This window comes from Pedobacter frigoris, assembly GCF_005116445.1.
Lineage (GTDB): Bacteria > Bacteroidota > Bacteroidia > Sphingobacteriales > Sphingobacteriaceae > Pedobacter > Pedobacter frigoris.
In genome coordinates this window covers 824,774-845,860 of sequence record NZ_SWBQ01000002.1, presented here as the reverse complement: position 1 = coordinate 845,860, position 21,087 = coordinate 824,774, and the positions used below count along the sequence as shown (strand labels likewise).

16 protein-coding genes are annotated in these 21,087 nt (G+C 43.1%); 4 read left to right on the top strand and 12 right to left on the bottom strand.

The window, feature by feature from the left end; genetic code table 11:
• The first annotated feature begins 2 nt into the window (after nucleotides 1-2).
• Both FA047_RS10185 and FA047_RS10180 read left to right on the top strand, forming a co-directional pair.
• Nucleotides 3-980: an AAA family ATPase gene (locus FA047_RS10185; RefSeq protein ID WP_136835928.1), complete on the top strand. Its 978-nt coding sequence runs from the start codon at nucleotides 3-5 to the stop codon at nucleotides 978-980.
• 11 nt (nucleotides 981-991) lie between these two features.
• On the top strand, nucleotides 992-2,338 hold the full coding sequence (locus tag FA047_RS10180) for a DUF58 domain-containing protein (RefSeq protein ID WP_136835927.1): 1,347 nt from the start codon (nucleotides 992-994) through the stop codon (nucleotides 2,336-2,338).
• On the opposite strand, the gene FA047_RS10175 is transcribed toward FA047_RS10180, so the two are convergent.
• The 12 genes from FA047_RS10175 to FA047_RS10120 form a co-directional block, all read right to left on the bottom strand.
• The gene (locus tag FA047_RS10175) at nucleotides 2,335-3,762 is read right to left on the bottom strand and encodes an L-serine ammonia-lyase (protein ID WP_136835926.1); all 1,428 of its coding nucleotides are present in this window, start codon (nucleotides 3,760-3,762) and stop codon (nucleotides 2,335-2,337) included. The genes FA047_RS10180 and FA047_RS10175 overlap by 4 nt on opposite strands.
• A gap of 17 nt (nucleotides 3,763-3,779) precedes the next feature.
• The gene (locus FA047_RS10170) at nucleotides 3,780-4,436 is read right to left on the bottom strand and encodes an MgtC/SapB family protein (RefSeq protein WP_136835925.1); all 657 of its coding nucleotides are present in this window, start codon (nucleotides 4,434-4,436) and stop codon (nucleotides 3,780-3,782) included.
• A gap of 39 nt (nucleotides 4,437-4,475) precedes the next feature.
• Nucleotides 4,476-5,510 carry a PorP/SprF family type IX secretion system membrane protein gene (locus FA047_RS10165; RefSeq protein WP_317130914.1) on the bottom strand — a complete coding sequence of 345 codons (1,035 nt, stop codon included), beginning with the start codon at nucleotides 5,508-5,510 and terminating at the stop codon, nucleotides 4,476-4,478.
• Between the two features lie 2 nt (nucleotides 5,511-5,512).
• Nucleotides 5,513-10,960, bottom strand: coding sequence for a PKD domain-containing protein (locus FA047_RS10160; RefSeq protein WP_136835924.1), 5,448 nt, complete (start codon nucleotides 10,958-10,960; stop codon nucleotides 5,513-5,515).
• A gap of 180 nt (nucleotides 10,961-11,140) precedes the next feature.
• Entirely contained in the window at nucleotides 11,141-12,781 is a 1,641-nt protein-coding gene (gene groL, locus FA047_RS10155; RefSeq protein ID WP_136835923.1) for a chaperonin GroEL, read from the bottom strand.
• Between the two features lie 87 nt (nucleotides 12,782-12,868).
• Complete coding sequence (locus FA047_RS10150) at nucleotides 12,869-13,159, bottom strand: co-chaperone GroES (protein ID WP_136835922.1); 291 nt, start codon at nucleotides 13,157-13,159, stop codon at nucleotides 12,869-12,871.
• A 246-nt stretch (nucleotides 13,160-13,405) separates the two neighbouring features.
• Complete coding sequence (gene secG / locus FA047_RS10145; RefSeq protein ID WP_136835921.1) at nucleotides 13,406-13,756, bottom strand: preprotein translocase subunit SecG; 351 nt, start codon at nucleotides 13,754-13,756, stop codon at nucleotides 13,406-13,408.
• A gap of 15 nt (nucleotides 13,757-13,771) precedes the next feature.
• Entirely contained in the window at nucleotides 13,772-14,845 is a 1,074-nt protein-coding gene (locus FA047_RS10140; RefSeq protein ID WP_136835920.1) for a hypothetical protein, read from the bottom strand.
• A 33-nt stretch (nucleotides 14,846-14,878) separates the two neighbouring features.
• A complete protein-coding gene (locus tag FA047_RS10135) occupies nucleotides 14,879-15,376 on the bottom strand; it encodes an LptE family protein (RefSeq protein WP_136835919.1) in 498 nt (165 codons plus the stop codon).
• Between the two features lie 2 nt (nucleotides 15,377-15,378).
• Complete coding sequence (locus tag FA047_RS10130; RefSeq protein WP_136835918.1) at nucleotides 15,379-16,614, bottom strand: sigma-54 interaction domain-containing protein; 1,236 nt, start codon at nucleotides 16,612-16,614, stop codon at nucleotides 15,379-15,381.
• A gap of 84 nt (nucleotides 16,615-16,698) precedes the next feature.
• Nucleotides 16,699-18,237: a MiaB/RimO family radical SAM methylthiotransferase gene (locus FA047_RS10125; protein ID WP_136835917.1), complete on the bottom strand. Its 1,539-nt coding sequence runs from the start codon at nucleotides 18,235-18,237 to the stop codon at nucleotides 16,699-16,701.
• A 267-nt stretch (nucleotides 18,238-18,504) separates the two neighbouring features.
• Nucleotides 18,505-19,701 carry a hypothetical protein gene (locus FA047_RS10120; RefSeq protein WP_136835916.1) on the bottom strand — a complete coding sequence of 399 codons (1,197 nt, stop codon included), beginning with the start codon at nucleotides 19,699-19,701 and terminating at the stop codon, nucleotides 18,505-18,507.
• A gap of 202 nt (nucleotides 19,702-19,903) precedes the next feature.
• On the opposite strand from FA047_RS10120, the gene FA047_RS10115 reads away from it, so the two are divergent.
• Together FA047_RS10115 and FA047_RS10110 are read left to right on the top strand one after the other, a co-directional pair.
• The gene (locus tag FA047_RS10115) at nucleotides 19,904-20,530 is read left to right on the top strand and encodes an OmpA family protein (RefSeq protein ID WP_136835915.1); all 627 of its coding nucleotides are present in this window, start codon (nucleotides 19,904-19,906) and stop codon (nucleotides 20,528-20,530) included.
• 26 nt (nucleotides 20,531-20,556) lie between these two features.
• Nucleotides 20,557-21,039, top strand: a complete 483-nt coding sequence (locus tag FA047_RS10110; RefSeq protein WP_136835914.1) for a PRC-barrel domain-containing protein — start codon at nucleotides 20,557-20,559, stop codon at nucleotides 21,037-21,039.
• Nucleotides 21,040-21,087: the final 48 nt, after the last annotated feature.

Genomic DNA, 21,087 nt, shown 5'->3' with positions numbered 1-21,087 from the left:
TTATGGAAACGGAAATGTTTAACGAAAGAACCGATTTAACTCAATTAAATATAGCTGTAGAACAGATTAGAAAAAGTTTGGGCAGTATCATCATCGGCCAAAATGAAACCATTGATTTTTTAATTGCAGGACTACTGGCTGATGGTCATATCCTGCTGGAAGGCGTTCCAGGTGTAGCCAAAACACTCAGTGCCAAATTGGTCGCAAAAAGTATCGATGCCTCTTTTTCACGGATACAGTTTACACCTGATCTCATGCCTTCCGATGTATTAGGCACCTCTATATTCGACCCCAAGTCTTCCGCTTTTGAATATAAAAAGGGCCCTATTTTCGGGCATATCATATTGGTTGATGAGATCAATCGCGCACCAGCTAAAACGCAATCTGCGCTATTTGAGGTAATGGAGGAACGGCAAATTACTGTTGATGGACATACTTATCTGATGGATGAACCATTTATGGTGCTGGCGACACAAAACCCCATAGAACAGGAGGGTACCTACCGTTTACCTGAAGCTCAGCTGGATCGTTTTCTTTTTAAAATAGAAGTAAGATATCCAAGCCTGGAAGAAGAAATCCTTATCCTTCAGAACCAGCACCACCGAAAACTTGACGTTGAGATTGAAGCAGTAAAACCAGTGCTTAGTATTGATCAGATCAAATCCTGTCGTGCCATTATTAAAGCAATTCATGTAGAGCCTAAATTGATTGAGTATGCGGCGAAGGTTATTCATGAAACCAGAAATAATAAATCCCTTTACTTAGGGGCGTCTCCAAGAGCTTCTCTGGCATTGATCAACAGCGCCAAAGCAATAGCAGGAATGCAGGGACGGGATTTTATTACTCCTGAGGATATCATTAAAGTTGCTGCTCCCGTACTTGCCCATCGAATCATGCTCACACCTGATAAAGAGATGGAAGGACTTACAGCTGCCGATGTTGTTGCGCAGATTATTCAAAAAATTGAAATACCAAGGTAAACCTAAAGCAGTTGAAAAACCTTTTTAAAATATACTACAAAGATCTGTTTCTGGGCAAAAGGCTTTTTGTTGGAATTGGAATATGTGTTAGTCTTTTTCTTTTCACTTTCTTTTTGCCATGGCTTGGCGATCTGCCGTATATCGCTTTTTGTGCACTGATCGCATTGGTGACAGTAGACTTTTTATTGTTATACAACCATAAAAGAGGGGTTTTTCTTCGAAGGGATGTCCCCGAAAGATTGAGTAACGGGGATGAAAATGAACTCAATATATATGTAGAGAATTTTTACTCATTCGGTATTAATATCGGTGTGATTGATGAAATCCCATTTCAGTTTCAGAAGCGGAACCTATGGTTTAAAGCCACTCTGAATGCTAAAACCCATAAAACCATCAATTATACATTAAGACCTACCAAGCGTGGGGAATATGTATTCGGTATGGTCAGGTTATATGTACAGTCTCCGTTGGGGCTGATTACGCGAAGGTTTAATTTTGAAACGGATAAAACAGTGCCGGTTTACCCTTCATTCCTACAGCTGCGTAAATATGAACTTATGGCCATATCCAACAGGCTGAGTGAGGTAGGCATAAAAAAGATCAGGCGCATAGGGCACAGTATGGAATTTGATCAGGTAAAAAACTATGTAAAGGGCGATGATTACCGGACCATCAACTGGAAGGCTACTGCCCGAAGGGGCGACCTCATGGTAAACTCGTTCACAGATGAGAAATCGCAGCATGTGTATAGCATAATTGATAAGTCAAGGGTCATGAAAATGCCATTTGACGGTCTTACACTGCTAGACTACGCAATCAATGCAAGTCTCGTGCTTTCTAATGTAGCATTGGTCAAGGACGATAAGGCCGGCTTAATTACAATAGCAGAAAAAACAGGAAGTATAGTGTCCGCCGACAGGAGACCTGCACAGCTTGGAAAGATCATGAACGTGCTTTATAAAGAAAAGACACGTTACCTGGAAACGAATATGGAAGCGTTATACATCAGCATCCGTGGCCTGATCAAACAAAGAAGCCTGATTGTATTCTACACAAATTTTGAAAGCATGTCTGCATTAAACAGGCAGCTTCCATTTCTAAAGCGAATAGCAAAATTTCACCTGCTGCTCATCGTTTTCTTCGAAAACACGGAGTTAAAAACCCTGACGGAAAAGCCTGTAAATAATGTAGAGGATATTTACATCAATACAATCGCAGGAAAATTTGCCTACGAAAAAAAGCTAATGGTAAAAGAACTTGCCAAACACGGCATACTCAGCATACTGACGCCACCAAACAAATTGACCATAAATGTGGTCAACCGATATCTTGCAATTAAAGCCCAGCAGAAAATCTAACACTCCGGCAAACTGATCGGAATGTTCGTCGCCAATCCGCCGTCAGAAGTTTCTTTGTATTTGGAATTCATGTCAAGGGCTGTCTCCCACATCGTATTTACTACAGCATCCAGACTCACTTTCGCCTTATCTGGATTGCTTTGCAATGCAAGCTGACTGGCAGTAATCGCCTTGATCGCACCCATGGTGTTTCTTTCGATGCATGGAATTTGTACCAGACCTCCAATAGGGTCGCAGGTAAGCCCGAGATGATGCTCCATCGCAATCTCAGCTGCCATCAGTACTTGTCGCTGAGAACCGCCCAGACATTCCGTTAAAGCAGCTGCGGCCATCGCTGAAGATACACCTATCTCGGCCTGACAGCCTCCCATTGCTGCAGAAATTGTCGCGCCTTTCTTAAATATACTTCCGATTTCAGATGCACATGCAATGAACTGAATGATCTTATCATCAGAAAAACCATCGCAAAAAGCGATGTAATATTGCAACACCGCTGGTATTACACCTGCTGCGCCATTTGTTGGAGCCGTAACAACCCTGCCAAACGAAGCATTCTCTTCATTTACAGCAAGTGCAAAGCAACTCACCCAGTCAAGGGTGTAATTGAATCCGTTACCACCACTTTTAATGGCAGTTACCCAGCTTTCATAGTCGGTATATATGTTGTTTCCGATCAATCGTTTATTTAATGCCGCCGCTCTTCTGCCTACATTTAGTCCCCCTGGTAAAAATCCAGAGGTATGGCAACCGCGATAAATGCACTCTTTCATCACATTAAAATGCTGCATAATGCCTTTTCTGGTCTCTGCTTCGGTACGCCAGGCCAGCTCATTTTCCATGACTACTTCGGACACCTTTAATCCGGTGGTCAGGCACCAGTGCCACAGGTCATTTGCTTTTTCAACGGGAAAAGGGAGTTCTACCTGTTCTTTTTCATTCCCGCTTTCTCCTTCTTTCACCACAAATCCTCCGCCTATAGAATAATAGGTTTCAGAAATTGCTTTACCTGAGCTTAAGAATGCCTGAAATGTCACTGCATTGGGATGAAATGGAAGGCTTTCAAAAAATAGAAAAATCAGGTCTTCATCGTAGTTAAATGGCAGCAACTTTTCTCCGCCAAAATTGATCTGCTGTTCCTTCTTGATCGCATCTACAGTCGAGTCTATTGCATTCACATCGAAAGTAACAGGATCGCCGCCATGGAGACCCAGTAAAATGGCAATATCTGTACCATGGCCTTTGCCCGTCTTTGCAAGGGAACCATAAAGCAGGATCTTTATTTGTTCTACTTCATCAAGAACCCCCTGTTGTTTCAGAGAAGCCGTAAATTGCTGTGCGGCCCTCCATGGACCCAAAGTATGTGAGCTCGAAGGCCCGATTCCTATCTTAAAAATATCAAATACCGATATCTGTTCCCTTTGCATATCTACAAAGCTAAAACTTAAAAATCAAATGCAATGATTTTCTTATCCTGAAGCATTCTGTCTACGAATTTTTTATGGTTCTTAGGGCTTCCAATAGCAATCCAGGTCCCGCTGATGATGCCGTTTGCAAGCTCCTGTTTACCACGGGTAAACTTTAATCTAGAAGTCCGGATGTATTCTTCATAAGTCTCCAGGCTTTCATCTTCATATTTTTTTACGATCCTGTATATCCGCTTGGTAAAACGTCGTTCAGCCATCTCTTCCAGGTAGGGGAAGATGAGTAGAGCAAGAAGAACTACGACTGTTACGCCGATTGCCTGCTCGTAATATCCTGACCCGATCGCCATGCCTATTGCCGCCACAATCCAGATCACACAGGCTGTCGTTAATCCTTTTACCTGGTTGTCTTCCTTGAAAATAACGCCCGCACCCAAAAATCCGATTCCTGTCACAATGTTTGATGCGATGCGGTCATGACTGCTAAGGCCGATTTTCACAGAAAGAATCGTAAACAGCGTAGAGCCCAGTCCAATCATGATCATCGTTTTCAATCCCGCCTGTTTGCTCCTGAACTCCCGTTCTGCCCCGATCAGGCCGCACAGCAACGTAGCCATTAAAAATTTGTTCACTTCACTTACTGTAAGGAAATGGTCGTTGTTTAAAATATTCTCCATGGTTGATTTAACAACCTAAATATAACAAACAATTCTATTTTAATAGAAATGATAGCACCTCAGGCCATTAAATTTATTATAACCTGAGCTGTTAGGGAAATATTTTTCAAAGCCTATACTGGCTTCAGTTGTGCCGCTGGTGTTGGTGTAATTTATCTTTGAAGTAGTGGCATCATGACTGATTCCGAGTCTCAGTTTCTCGCCATTCTCTCTGTTGGTAAAGATGTCGAAGATAAAGGATACCACAATTGCATCCGGACTTCCCTGTCCGCTGCTGCGGTACCATAATCCAGTGTTTAAGTTCCTGTATTTAAATTGTGCACCGGCACTGACAGAGTTTACATTGGCCTGTTTGTAATAAACTACCGATGGGATCAGGTAAGGCCCGTCATCTTCCTGTCCGTAGCCATAGTAGGAACTCAAAGGAATTCTGAAACTTGCATTTGCCGTCAAACGCATCGGCAGCTTCGCCTGTGTTCCGGTAAATGACTCGTCGGGTTTATTGATATGATGTACAGCTGCTCCGGCCATAAAATTGCGGTAAACCAGGTTTACCCCTCCGGCAGCATCAAAATAGAACTTGCTCGAAAAATCAGGTACCTGCGCCGATGATGCGCTTCCGGGGACATAGCCCAATCTCATGTCTATCTGATCTGAAAAAACCAGTTTACCCCAATCAATCTGCCTGTTTGTAAAGCCGGCTTGGATACCGAATGACAATACCAGGTCTTCTCCGCCAACACTATAGGCGTAATTTGCCGCGATATTGTTTTTACGTAAATAAGCTGTTCCCTCACTGCTGCGGGTAAATAACAAGCCCACGCCGCCTCCAAACTTAGGAATATTCAAATCTGCAGAGGCACTCAGGTAGGAGAGGTCTCCGCTCAATCCCGACCATTGATTTCTATAGATCATGTTCAGCCTGATGTCACCTTCAAACTGACCGGTAAGTGCCGGATTCAAATAAGCAGGGGCATTAAAAAATTGTGAATAAATATGGTCCTGCGCAAATGCCGATAACCCGGTACACGTTATCAGAACTGCCGTTAAATAATTTTTGATCCCTTTCATCATCCCTATCTGATTAAATGTATTGCTCCTGTGCGTTTGGGTGCTGAGCTATTGTAGGTCATGCCCTTCCATTCAGAACCATTAATAAACTGTACGTCGATTTTCCAGAAGTAAATCCCCTGTGGCATAGGTGATCCCCTGAAGGTGCCATCCCAGCCTGCCGCGGGTTTTCCATCATTCAGGGATGTTGTCTCCCATAGCGTTTCTCCCCATTTGTCAAAAATGCTGAACCTCCAGGATTTAATTCCCATACCCTTGGCCTTGAATTCACGGAGCTCCGTCTGCTCACTTCCTGGAATAAAGGAATTCGGAACATACAGGAAACCCGGCACTCCGGTAATAGAAACTGATTTAAATGTCGTTGATGAACAATTGTTTTGATTGGTCACAGTTAGGGTCACTTTGTAAGTGCCAACATCATAATAACTGTGCTTTGGATTGCGCTGGGTCGATGTGGTACCATCCCCAAAGTCCCAGTGCCATATATCCGGGTTATTAGTGCTTTCATCAGTAAAGCTGAATGTGTAATTAGGGATACTGATTTCCACGCCTGGTTGTACGCTGAATTGTGCAACAGGCGGCGGCACAATATGAATGAAGTTGGTTAAAGTCGTTGTGCTGGAACATCCTAAACTGTTTTTAGCCGTAAGCGTTACAGTATAAAATTCCTGAGTACCACTGTAGGTGTGTGCAGGATTGGTTTCTGTTGAAAGTGCCGAACCATCTCCAAAATCCCAGGTATAGCTGATTCCCCCAACTGTCGTATTGTTAAACTTAACCTCAAGACCTGAGCAGCCCAGTGTTTTGTCTGCCGTAAATGCAGTTTGCGGTTGTGCCAGCACAACAATGGTCTCCGTTGTTGATGCCGTTGAACAATCATTGCTTGCCGTTAGTTTTACGGTATAAGTGCCCGCTTTTGTAAAGGTATGGACCACCTTTTCAGGAGCCGAAATTGTGGTAGTGGTATTGCCGTCATCAAAATCATAAACAAATGAATTTGCACCGCTGCTGTTATTGAAGAAATTTACTGTAAAAGGCGCACAGCCTCTTTTCTCGGTACTGTTTACAACAAGTTCTGCGACTACATTATTCGGAGCCACGCTGATCGTGTGTTCGGTAGTATGTTCTCCGCAGTCCCCCTTGGTTGTCATTCTAACGATATAAGTCCTCACAACATTGGTCGTCGTATAAGTGTGTGTGACGCCTGAACGGTCTGTTTTGACCTCAACAGGAGAGCCGTCTCCAAAGTCGAAAGTGTAAGTTGTATTGCTTGCAACAGGTGAGGTATTGCTAAAATTCACCAGCATAGGCGAACATCCTTCAGTCTTATCCGGGGAGAATACAGACAGGGCAGGAGCTTTCACCAGTACCGTAGCCGTGTAAGGTGTGGCTACTCCGCAGGATGTAGTGGCAGTCAGCGTAACGGTGTATGCTTTATCCTTCCCAGTGGCGTCGTAAGCAAAAACAACCGCATCAGGCATGATCTGGGTCGACGTTTGTCCGTTTCCAAAATCCCAACTGAAAGCAGTATTCGCCAATGAGGTGGAGGTGTTCACAAAGTTTACAGTGAACGGTCCGCATCCGACTGTTTTATCCTGGGTAAATGATAAGGTAATGTCCTGGCGGGTCGAGAAGGTTTGGCTCATTTCATCCGCACTGCAGCCCTGTCCGCTGGTCGTTACCAGCTTAATCACAACAGATGTGTTTCCGCTTGTAATCTGGTACCCGGGGAAATCAATTCCTGTTCCTATCGGCGTTCCATCGGCATACCAGGTATAGCTCGCATTCTGCGGATAAGAATCTGCTTTGATGTTTTGGGCGGTAATCGCAAATGGGGCACAACCATTATCAGCAGTAAATGTAAACAAGGCTTTCGCATTTGGGTTGATGGTAATGCGTACCTCATTACTTCTATTTTGTAAGTTTCCCGCACAGGCAGCAGTACTCACCAGCCGGCGGTATAAGGTGGTCATGTTCAGCGTTGGGGGACTGAAATCTTTTGATGAAGCATTGGTGATGTCAGTCCAGGTATTTCCATTGTCTACGCTGGATTGCCATTGATAAGTATATACCCCATCGCCGCCGGTTGGTACAGTTCCGATAAGCGGGTTAGATATACCTCCGCCACAAATTGCCTGATCTGCTGAAACCACATTATTGCCCAGAGGTGGCTGGGAATTAATCGAGACAGTATTGCTGACCAGCGTGCATGAGCCACTTTTTACCGTTCTCCGGAAGCTAAGTGTACTGGTCAGTATGTAGCTTAGGTTTCTGCTGCTCTCATTCGGAATGATCTCCCAAGTAGTACCGTCAACACTGCTTTCCCAGGTAAAAGTGTAAGTGCCATTGCCACCTGTAGGCAGGTCTCCTGAAATCAGGATGCTTTGTCCTGAGCATACTGTTGTATTTGTACTACTGATGCTGTTTTGCAACGGCAACAGATTGCTGATCTTTACATTCGCTGATGAGGCGCAGTTTGCGGGAGTAGTAATTGTCCATTTAAACACATAATCTCCGCCATCCTGCAAGCCCGAGACCACGGTGTTTGGATTGGTATCGTCCGCAAAAGTCACTGGCCCCGGACCGGAAACTAAAGTCCATTTCCCGGTGCCCACTACAGCCACATTTCCTTTCAACACATAGGTAGCGGTGCTGCATATGCTTTCATCTGCACCGGCATTTGCGACTGTAGGTGCAGGATTTATAACTACCGTCACACCTTCCGGTGTCCCATTGCACCCATATACAGAAACCGGCGTAATGATATAAGTAACGGTGCCACTTGTCGTTCCGGTATTTACCAGTAGATCACTGATTTGGGTGATTGTTGCTGAAACTGTAGCATTATTGCTGTTTCCGCTTATCAATGAATCAGATGTGGTGCTTGTCCAAAGGTATTTGGTGCCCGCCAGGTTAGATGTAACCGTAATTCCCGCTGGTTGCCCGCTGCATATTTCCGTACTTGCCAGACTTGGTGTAACGGTGGGAGTGGGGCCGATAGTTACCGTTAAATCAAAAGGATCTCCAGCACACCCGTCAAATGAAGGCACAATCCGATAGGTCACACTTGCATCCGCTGTTGCACTTGTATTGGTAATCTGGTCATTAATTGTTGCCCCGCTTCCCGTGGCCGCAAATCCCGTAGCAAGGTTCGAAGAAATGACTGTCCATGTAAAATCACTGCCTGCCAATGTAGAAACAGGGGTGTAGGCCACAGTACTGCCTGTACAGATTCTTTTTGTTGACGGACTGGTAATGGTGTTTTTTGGCTTTATATTGATGGTTGTAAAGCCCTCAATTATATTACAGGGAGCACCGAGTGAGGTCAACGCCCTCAATGTCAGGTTTACCTGGCCAGCGGTTCTTTCAGCTGGACTAGGCGTATAAACTGCGTTTAGCGTATTTCTGTTCGGGGCAAAAGTACCGCTGCCGCCTACCCATTCATAGCTGTCCACCGAGCCCGTAATGGTCGCGTTTAACTGTACAACATCGTCATGGCAGATCGCCGGATAATTCCCGGCATCAACTACCGGAGAAGCAGTGAAGGTTATATTCTGAACATCTGTAGCAGTACCGCAATCATTTTGATGCGAAACCGATATGGTATAAGTTTTATATTCGGTAAACTGAATGGTAGGGTATTTGGAACCGGCGTTCGTACCCCCTATGAAGTTATATGCCCCTCCTGAAATGGTCCAGGTATAGGTGCCTGCGGGAGCAGGATCCTGAGTCCCGGTAAGTGTTGTTTTAGTAGGGCCGCTCGTGGTATTGTTAAAATCATAAGCCGTTAAATTACAGACAATGATATTATCTGAGAGATTCGCTGTTGGCAGCGCATTGATGGTAATTGTTTGTTCAGGTGTCAAAAACTCTCCGCAGGAGGTGATGGATGCTGCCAGCTGTATTTTATAGGTGCCAGCTGCAGTAAATCTGATCTGAGGTTCAAAACTGGCCGCAGTTGTGCCATTTTCAAAAGTGAAACTGCCGCCGGTTATAATCCATCGGTAGGTAGTAGGGATGCAATTTTCATTAACTATGGAAGTGTTGATAGGTTTTAAGGTGACGGGGTTACATAGTGTAATGCCTGAACTACTCCCGTTAAGCGTAAAAGAAGGCTTTGGTGGTTCTTGTATGCATATGGTTTTGTAGTCTTCACTTGGCCTGCAAATGCCGACATTATTTGAAGCTACGAGTTTGATGCTATGTGTACCCGGAGTTGCAAATCCAGGATGAGTATAGGTTTCATTTGTGCTCATTAAAACCCCGTCAACGTACCACTCCCAGTTCATTGCCATAGAACAATCGGAGTTGTTCCCCTTGGTTGAGAGGTTGGATAAGACAATTGGGGTATTGGTGCAAATCGTTGTCGCAGCCGGATCAATTTTCGCTATTGGCCTGGAAAATACCTTAGGATAAATACTGGCACTAACCAGGTCATTCTGACAAAATGGATTGACACTGGTTACAGATACACGGTAAGCATTCAGGATTGAGGTTCCATTGCCGAGATCTATTGGAGGCTGCCCGCAAGAGGTCTTTTTGTAATTGTGGGTGATGATTCCGTTGCTGTTGGCCAGTTCACAGTGTGTCAGTATATCCTCTTGACCATCTCCCCAGGTGATGCTATATCTCGAGCCTGGATAATTGTTTTGGATGCCATTTGCACCTGTAATGTCTATCGCGTAGGAAATATCTGCACCAGTTCCTGCTATCGGATCAATACAGCCGAACGGCGATCCGTATGACTGTATACTTACTTTTGACAATACATTTAGCAGGAGATAAGACTTTGTTGATTTTACAGTTATACCCGCATTGGTAGTTTCTCCTGTTACTGTGACGGTGTAATAAGATTGTGCCAGACCTGTAATGGGATACATTTGATTTGCTGAAGAAAATTCCTGCACAGTTCCCGTTTTCTCATCTTTTATACTGAGCTTTTGCACAACAGGAGGATTCGTGTCATCTGTGAAAATGATGGATTTATTGTCCCCTACAGCACTTCCACACCAGCCAAACGTTTTTTGAGGTGATAAGACCTGGGCCGGGTTTGATGGCGCGGTACCTACAAAAGGTCCTGTGGCATTCACAACAGGGATCGTTCCCGGATAATCCGTTGAAGATAATGGACTTGTAGTTATAATTCTTAACTTATAGTTACCTGTTGTCAGATCTCCTGGTAAGGTGCCATTGATATAAGTGGAAAATGTTCCGCTGATCTCCCCGATCTTTCTTCCCGGACTAAAGTTCTGACTGGCATCGGAGATCCACAGTTCAAAAACATTTGATGCGGCGTAACAGGCGTTGGACGGTACGTTGATTGGTACAGCGATGCTACTGCCCCGCCCATACGGACCAGGATCAATCGTTCCAAAAGAGAGTTGAGCGTTAACTTTAATTGATGACACCAGACTGCATAACACAATCAGTGGCACGATTAAAATTTTTAACATACAAAAGCAATAGGGTACCTAAATGTACCCATTATTTTTAGTTTATTTCAAAATTTTGTAAACACATAGAAGTTTATTTGAAATAAATTCAGCTTTTTGAACAAATCAGATTTCCAGATACAAGAAAAAAGCCACAGATATATAATATCTGTGGCTTTTAAATAAGGTTTGAGTTAATGATTACATCATTCCGCCCATACCGCCGCCGCCCATTGGAGGCATACCGCCACCTGCAGGAGCTTCTTCCGGATCGTCAGCCAACACAACTTCTGTTGTCAACAACATAGCTGCGATTGAAGCTGCGTTCTCTAATGCTACACGACCAACTTTAGTTGGATCAATAACACCAGCAGCAATTAAGTTTTCGTAAACGTCAGTACGTGCGTTGTAACCGAAGTCAGCAGTACCTTCTTTAACTTTCTGAACTACGATAGATCCTTCGATACCAGCATTCTGGCAGATCTGACGTAAAGGCTCTTCGATAGCACGACGGATGATCTGGATACCAGTAGTCTCGTCATCATTAGATCCTTTCATACCTTCTAATGCTTCAATAGCACGGATGAAAGCAACACCACCACCTGCAACGATACCTTCTTCTACAGCCGCACGGGTTGCATGTAAAGCATCATCAACACGGTCTTTTTTCTCTTTCATTTCAACCTCTGAAGCTGCACCTACATAAAGAACTGCAACACCGCCCGCTAACTTAGCTAAACGCTCTTGTAATTTTTCTTTATCGTAATCAGAAGTAGTAGTCTCAATTTGAGATTTGATCTGATTTACGCGAGCTTTGATGTCTTCTGACTGACCAGCACCATTGATTACAGTAGTATTGTCTTTATCAACAACAACTTTCTCAGCAGTACCTAAATAAGTAAGGTCAGCATTTTCTAATTTATAACCTCTTTCTTCAGAGATCACTGTTCCACCAGTCAGGATAGCGATGTCTTCAAGCATAGCTTTACGACGGTCACCAAATCCTGGAGCTTTAACGGCAACAACTTTCAGAGATCCACGGATCTTGTTCACTACCAAAGTAGCTAAAGCTTCACCGTCTAAATCTTCTGCAATGATCAATAAAGGTTTGCCAGTCTGAACTTGTTTCTCTAAAACAGGCAACAATTCTTTCATGTTGCTGATTTTTTTATCGTAGATCAAAATGTAAGGGTTTTCTAATTCCGCTTCCATTTTATCAGCATTGGTTACAAAGTAAGGAGATAAGTAACCACGGTCAAACTGCATACCTTCAACTGTTTTTACTTCAGTCTCAGTACCTTTAGCTTCTTCAACAGTAATTACACCGTCTTTACCTACTTTACCCATTGCCTCAGCAATTAAAGCACCAATAACTTCATCATTGTTTGCTGAAATAGAAGCAACCTGTTTGATTTTGTTATTGTCTTCACCTACAGTCTGAGACTGAGCTTTAAGGTTTTCAACGATTGCAGTTACTGCTTTATCGATACCGCGTTTCAAATCCATTGGATTTGCACCGGCAGCAACGTTTTTAATACCTGCAGTTACAATTGCCTGAGCCAATACAGTTGCAGTTGTTGTTCCATCACCTGCGATATCAGCAGTTTTAGAAGCAACTTCTTTAACCATTTGAGCACCCATGTTTTCAATAGGATCTTTCAGTTCAATTTCTTTAGCCACAGTAACACCATCTTTAGTGATTGCTGGGGAACCAAATTTCTTGTCAATAATTACGTTACGACCTTTTGGTCCCAAAGTTACTTTTACTGCATTAGCCAATGTATCAACACCTCTTTTCAGGGCGTCACGGGCTTCTACATTATATTTTACTTGTTTTGCCATTGTTATTTTAGATTTTAGATTTACGAGTTACAATTTGCAACATCCTAAAACACAAATTTTGATTTTTACTTATTTGATTTGATACGTTTAGCCAAGTACAGCGTAGATGTCAGTTTCGCGCATGATCAGGTAATCTTTACCCTCATAAGGAAGTTCTGTACCACCATATTTACCGTAGATAACCACATCTCCAACTTTAACTGTTGGTTTTTTACCTTCTGAATCTTCTTCTGAAACGGATACTACAGTTCCTTTGGATGGTTTTTCTTTTGCAGTATCTGGGATATAAAGTCCCGATGCTGTCTTTTCTTCTGCCGCAGCAGGCTCAACAATTACTCTGTTTGCTGTACCTGAAATGGGTTTAAGGTTTAAAGCCATAACTTGATATTAATTATATTTTTAAGTTAAAATTTTAGTACGTATGTATACGTATCATTGATCGTATCAGTTTTTATGCCAAGCACTCTTTGCTTGACAAATTTACACAGCCTTGTCAGCTAATGGATTATGATCAGGTGATTTTGTGTCAGAGTGGCAGGGGGTATACGAAAAAAGCCTGAATCATGACTTATGATTCAGGCTTTTTTTGCTCATCGTCCCGTAGTATAGCGTGACGTGATTAGTTTATTTTTTAGTCGTATCGTTTGTAACCGGAGGTGTGTTTGCCGGAGCGGTTGTTCCGCCTCCCAGTGGAGATGGAGTAGGCGTTTTATCCAATTGCTGCTGAATCTTAGAATCTACACCCGAAGCTGAACCACCGGTTTTAGCAATTGTTGTAATAGACAAAGTAAGCACTACAATTAGGGCCAATAAAATCCATGTTCCTTTTTCAAGAACATCACCGGTACGCTGAACGCCAAACATATTGCTTCCCGATCCACCTGTAGCTAAACCGCCGCCTTTAGGGTTTTGTACTAAAACAAATAGCGCTAAAGCAATACAAATAATGATTAATAATATAATTAAAAAAAGCATAGTATGTTATGTTGTTTAAATTTTCTTTTCTATCGATTGAATAAGGTCGGCAAAGTAACGGCTTTTTTCTGGAAACTTCAAACTTAATTTTTCATAAGTCTCTATGGCCTTGTCATAAAGCATTTGTTCTATATAGATTTTTGCCAGGGTCTCAGATACGAGGTCATTGTGGTCCTCCGCACTCTTTTTCGCTTTATTCTCGTTATTGATCTGTTCTGGTTTTGGCGGACTGATCTGAGGTTCGTTTTTAATAAAACTTTCGATGATCTCATCGCCTTTGTTGTGGCGCTTGAAATGTGAAGGAACATAATCTGTCTCTTCTTCATTAAAAGGGCTTTGCATGTGGAAAATGTGCTCCACATATTGCTGCTGAAGTTCACTCTGCCGCAAAGGCTGCTGTTGTTCCGCTGGGGCTTCCTGACGTTTCGGAGAAGCATAAGGCTGAAAAATCTGCTGATGCTCTTTCCTTGTTTTTGCCAGCCACCATAAAAAGGTATAAGGCAATTTATCGTCATCGTATTTGCTGATCACCGTCTCTTCTGATTCCAGAGGCTCAGGCTCGACAAGTTCTTCGGTCGCAGGTTCTACTTTGAAATTATCCTGAAAAGCGAAGAAGTCAGTAGCTACAATGTTTTCCAGCACCAGTTCAGATTCAGCCCTCTGTTCCTGTCTGAATTCATTGATGTTAACCTCGCCAATCTCTTCGAAGGTCTCCTGTTCATCTGCTGTCGGTTTTTCTGTTGTTTCAGCTTGTACTTCGTCGATGGCTACCTCGTCCAGTGCTTCAGGCTGACTGGCATCAGTACCAAAAGTTGCCTGCATGACGACATTAAACTCCCGGCTGCTCCGCAATTCCCCCTGAACAAAATTGTGAAGCAATTGTCCGTTGGTATATAAAGCCGCATTTGCCAGATAAGCATTAGCGTCATTTGTGCCAAGAGCTGCTTTAGCAGCCAGTAAATGGATCGGTTGGAAATAAGGATACAACATAGCCAGCTCATTGAGCATAGGCGTATCCCGCTGAGATACTTTCCCGGGCTCTGCAATTAATTCTGCAAGCTGTTGTCTGATGTCTGTTTGCTGCTCCAAGTCGCTAAGTTACTAATTGATCTCTATTTTAGCCTACCATTGTGCAAAAGCGGCATTAAAAATATCTTCGGTAAGCATTGCTGTCACATCTTTCGCAATGCCCTGTTCCTGGATCTGAAGACTTCCTGCCAGTTTGAACACCTTATATTTTTCAAAACTCTGTTCAAAGCTCTGCTTAGGGTTCAGGTTATTGGTATACTTCACACTTACCCTGATGGTCAGGCGGGTTGCCCCGGCCGTTGGTCTGTTGTTATCGGTAATCGCTTCCGGCGTCAGGCTGTATCCTGTAATGTTTCCTGAAAAAACACCGTCTGCATCACCTGTGGTGATACGCAAACTCGTCTGGTTACGGATACGTGTTTTTAATTCCTCAGTAAAATTGGAGCTTAAAGTCGGTACTACCAACGGAGCATTGTTTTCAAAAACCCTGACGCTTACAGACTTCATTTCTGGTGGAATTGAAGCTCCGTTTAGTGCTATTTTGCAGCCGCTAAAGGCCAATAAGCAGATCAAGCCATACAAATATTTCATACCTAGTTTAAATTAAGTTCTTTAATCTTTCTATATAAAGTACGTTCAGAAATTCCGAGTTCCTGGGCAGCAAATTTACGTTTGCCTTTGTGTTTCTTTAGCGCCTTTTTAATCAGATCAGATTCCTTGTCTATCAAAGATAATGATTCTTCAACCTCTTCTGCCTCATGCGTATAGTTATAATCCACAGGTGCATTTTGCAAAGGCTTTTTAATCGTTAAGGTGTTGGAATCATGCCCTGTGGTCTGGTCAATCTCCTGGTAAAGCTGATTGATGTAATGCGGATTGTCAGCCATAACATGAGCAGTGTTGCCCCCATTCTGAATGATTTCGGCTACCAGTTTTTTCAATTCCATCATGTCCTTTTTCATGTCAAAAAGCACCTTGTACAGAATGTCCCTTTCCGTATAATCTTCTTTATTGTTCCCGTTGATGGCCACCGGCAAATTTGTAGCACTTTCATTAGGGATATAATTTAGTAAAGCTGCCGCAGTTACATTCCTGTCTTTTTCCAGTACGCAAATCTGTTCCGCTATGTTTTTCAGCTGTCTTACGTTTCCCGGCCAGCTGTAATTGCTCAGGATCTGTATCGCATCGGGCTCCAGTTGTATGCCCGGACTGCGGTATTTGTCGCTAAAGTCGGCCGAGAATTTTCTGAACAGCAGGTAAATATCCTCCTTGCGTTCATGCAAAGCCGGAATGCGCAAAGGCACGGTATTTAATCTATAGTAAAGATCTTCACGGAATTTTCCTGATTTCACACGGTTATATACGTCCACGTTTGTAGCCGCAATAATCCTTACATCCGTTTTCTGAACTTTTGATGAACCCACCCTCAGGTATTCTCCGCTTTCCAGGATCCTCAATAATCTGGCCTGGGTACCCAGTGGCAATTCAGCTACCTCATCCAAAAAGATTGTACCGCCATTTGCTACTTCAAAATATCCTTTGCGGGCCTCATGAGCACCGGTAAAAGAGCCTTTCTCATGACCAAACAGTTCAGAGTCAATAGTTCCTTCCGGTATTGCCCCGCAGTTTACGGCGATAAAGGCACCGTGTTTTCTGGTACTCATCTGATGGATGATGTGAGAAAATACTTCTTTACCACTACCGCTTTCACCGGTAATTAAAACAGACATATCGGTAGGGGCAACCTGTCTGGCTATATCTATAGCTCTGTTTAACAAGGGAGAGCCCCCAATTATTCCAAAGCGGTTTTTAATGTCTTGTATATCCATATTATGATTTACGAATTTTGATTTACGAATTACGATTGGCGTGTCTGTCGATCAAATCCACAATCGTAAATCTACAATCGTCAATTAATTCACAACCCTTCCGATCAGCGTGGCCGAGGTGCAGCGTTCTACATAAACATTTGCATATTCTCCAGGTTTTACGGTTTCTGTAACCGGAAAAACCACCATCGCATTCTCGTCGTTACGGCCTCTGTATTCTTTATCAGATTTTTTAGAAAAACCTTCAATCAGCACTTTCACTGTTTTGCCCACAAATTCCTCCAGGCAAGCCAGGGAATCTTCCTGTTGTTTTTTAAATATCTCAGCCAGACGACGTGCTTTTACCTCTTCCGGAACATCATCCTTATACTTTCTTGCTGCTAAAGTACCCGGGCGTTCCGAATAAGAAAAAGTATAGGCAAAGTTATACCTCGCATAGTCCATGATACTCAATGTATCCTGATGTTCTTCTTCTGTTTCCGTACAGAACCCTGCAATGATATCTGCTGAGATGGCGCAACCCGGAATGATGCGGCGTATGGCATCAATCCTGTTCATATACCATTCACGGGTATACGTTCTGTTCATCAGGGCCAGTATCCTGGAGTTGCCTGACTGAACTGGCAGGTGAATATAATTGCAGATGTTGTGGTATTTTTTTATCGTATACAATACCTCATCTGTAATGTCTTTTGGATGGGAGGTAGAAAAGCGTATCCTTAATTCAGGACTGATTTCAGCAACCATCGCCAGTAACTGCGCAAAATTTACATCAACATTGCTCAGCCCTGCTTTTAATCGATGCGCAGGCAATTCGCTTTCTTTGCTCAGTGCATCCAGCAAGGCATCGCCCGTTAAAGTATTGATGTCATCAGCAAGCGCATCAGTTTTAGGCTGATCCTCTGCCGACTTGTTCCATTGATAAGAATCTACATTCTGTCCGAGTAAAGTCACCTCTCTGTAGCCTCTTTCAAATAAATCATTTGCTTCAGCCAGGATAGAGTGCGGATCTCTGCTGCGTTCACGGCCCCTGGTGAAAGGAACCACGCAGAAAGAACACATATTGTCGCAACCCCTCATGATGGAAATGAAAGCTGTAATGCCATTTCCGCTTAACCGCACAGGACTGATGTCTGCATAAGTTTCCTCACGCGAAAGCAATACGTTGATGGCTTTCTGTCCGCTTTCTACCTCGCTCAATAGCTGTGGCAATTCACGGTAAGCATCCGGCCCTACAACAACATCTACCAGTTTTTCCTCATCGAGAAATTTAGATTTTAAGCGTTCAGCCATGCAACCCAGCACACCTACAATTAGTTTAGGATTTCTGCGTTTTTCAACACCGAACTGCGAAAGTCTGTTGCGTACCCTTTGTTCTGCATTTTCACGTATCGAGCAGGTATTGATGAATACCACATCTGCTTCTTTATAGTCGCCGGTGGTTTCAAATCCCTGATCCAATAGGATAGATGCAACAATCTCACTGTCAGCAAAATTCATCTGGCAACCATAGCTTTCAATATACAGTTTCCTGCCATTGCGAACTATGGGTGCGTCAATAATCAAAGCTTCTCCCTGGCGCTCTTCATCGTGTGTTTTATCTGTCAGCTGTAGATCAATCATAAAAGGTCAACATTATTGTGGGGATCAAAAATACACAATTTAATTTGTAAATGACAAATTGGCAGAGTGCTAAATGAAGATTTGGTGACAATGAATATTACTCCTGTTGAGAGCTGCTGTACAAGAGATCTGGGGCAGACAGGAGATTGGGACGTAAACAGTTATATTTGGGAGAAGTTGTGGTTTGAAGGCTTTAATGATTCCCGGATAAAGTCCGGGAATCATTAGTGTCAACAAAATCCAGGTACTAAGTTATTTTACTTAGATCTATGGTGCAGTTATGTTGATATTAGGTACTCCATTTACGAAACTAAACGAATAATTATAAGTTTTGACTACCCCATTCTGACAAATCAATCTGATTTTCATTTGGTAAGGGGTATTTGCCTTTTCATAGAGCTCGCTTACCTTCATATTGATATTAAAGGAAGTCCCACTACTGATGTCTTGTTTAAATGCAACCGCATTGTAGTCTGTATTACCACCTGTACCTTCATTATTAACATTTGGATCAAGGTAAATGTCGACAGATTTCACCGTCACCGTACTGGCAAAAGATCCACTGGCCTGAATGGTTTGGGTCGAGGCATTGTAGTTCGCAGTTAACGCAGTTAGTGATGAAGTAACGGCTCCATGATAAGTTATGGAAGTAGAATTTTGAAAAACCTGATTTTGATTTAAGATTGCACAATCTGCATGTGTTAAAAATGTCGGAGAAATTCCATAAGTATAATTTCCTGCGCCCATTAAAGCGGTGCCTAAGGCAGTAGTCTGGTAAACCTGACCCTTATTATGGGGAAGATTTAAACCGTGTCCCAACTCATGGGCCATTCCCCCAATCCATTTGGTAGCCCTGGTTCCAGCTGTACCCCCGGTGCCAAGTGCCGAATAGGCCATTCCATTATAATCAAGCGCATAACATACCCTGCCGGTTCCATAAAATGGTCCGCCACTTGGTTCTCCGCTTGCATTGTATGAATAAGCAGGAAGAATAATTAAATAATGATCACTATCGAATTCAGTCGGGTGGGCTGTTTTGTAAGCCTGCACTTCAGACCATACAGCGCCATTTCCCCCTGAATATGGGTATTGCGATTTACCATAAGCGCCGTTGATTGTTATGATTCTTACGTTGGCACCGTCTTTATAAAGACCAAACGTTTTCATGCCATAGCCGTTCCTTGACATTTCATTTTTGTAAAAGGTCTGCAGGTTAATCAAAATCTCACTCAGTCTGCTTTGATAATTAGCTACGGCAGGAACATCATTCGGAACAAAATAAACCACGTTGAGATTATAGGTATGGTCTGTTGTATAGGCCAGGGTAGTGATGGGTGCATTAACAGCAAGCTTGTTATCTAATGACAATCCTGCTGATACTGGTTCTTGCTGTGTTTCCTGTTTTTTACAGGCAGTGCTTAATAATAAAAGTAACAAAGGCAATAATGTTAGATTATTTTTCATTTCTAATTAGGTTTAAGGGTTGAATATTGGTTAGATTTTGTTGACGCTCTGAGAATACATTAAATCTAGCTATAGCATTAAACTACTACGGATGACGATCTCCCTTATTTGGGGTGAAAATCCCCTTTAAAACATTTTCTATTGGCGGGTGTTGTATCTCCGGTTTCAAATCAGGAACCACATCAACCTAAAAACGAGAAATATGGCACATTTAGAAGTAGAACCAAAACCGTCGAGGCCCTGGTGGGTCTGGCTGTTAATTGTATTGTTGGTCATCCTGCTGGCAGGTTTACTGATGAGTAAATGCAACAATGAAAGTACCACAGCAGATCCGGACACCATTGCTGCTGATAATACCAGGACACCAATCGCGAAGACTGCTCCGGACTGGGCCAGTATCGATTTCAATTCAGCGACACAAACAGATGCGGATATCACTGATGCGGATATCCAGACACGCAGCAGCGGAACCTATACCATTTATTCTCTTGGTGAAAACATTCTTTTCCCCACTGCAGGCAATGACTTATCTGAAAATGGGGTTCAGAAACTTAGAATGATTGCCGATGTGCTGAACAAACGTTTTGAGGGTGCAACCATAGGTGTGTTCGGAAGTACCGATTCAACCGGTCCCGCGGATGAAAACAAGGAGCTCGGCAAGGAGCGTGCTGCAACTGTGAGAAATTGGCTGACTGAAAAGGGTAGCGTTCCGGCCGATAACGTATCCGTACAATCGCTGGGCGAAACGGAACCGGTAGCGACTAATGAAACCAAAGCCGGAAGACAACAGAACCGGAATGTTTCTATTGTAGTATTTCCAAAACAATAGTCATCATCATACCTAAAAGAAAAAACATGGAACAAAATACGTATAGAAGCCTGCAAGAACTGACTGGCAGTGATTTTCAGATTGTTGACAACGAGCCTAACATCATTGGCTGGGAAGTAAAAGACGAAATCGGTACTTATATAGGCGAGGTGGAAGAACTGCTGTTTGATCCGCAGACACGTGCTGTTCGGTACCTTATCATAGATCTGGATGATAATGGAATGAACTTGGAAGATAAGAAAGTGATGATACCGCTAGGCATCGCTCACCTGCATTCGAATGACGATGAGGTAGTGCTTCCGGGGTTGCATATTGATCAGTACAATGCGCTTCCGGATTATGATAAAGATGACATAGGTCCGGATACAGAAGTGCTCATCCGATCTGTAATCGGAAGTCCGGCTGCGTTACGCATAGAAGATTCGATCACTGAGTTTGATCAGAATGAGTTTTATAACCATCATCATTTTGACAAGGGTAGATTTTATCAAAGAGGAGGAGGCCGATGAGCCTCCTTTTTTTATGTGAAATATTTTTTAAAATCGTATAGGACTTTT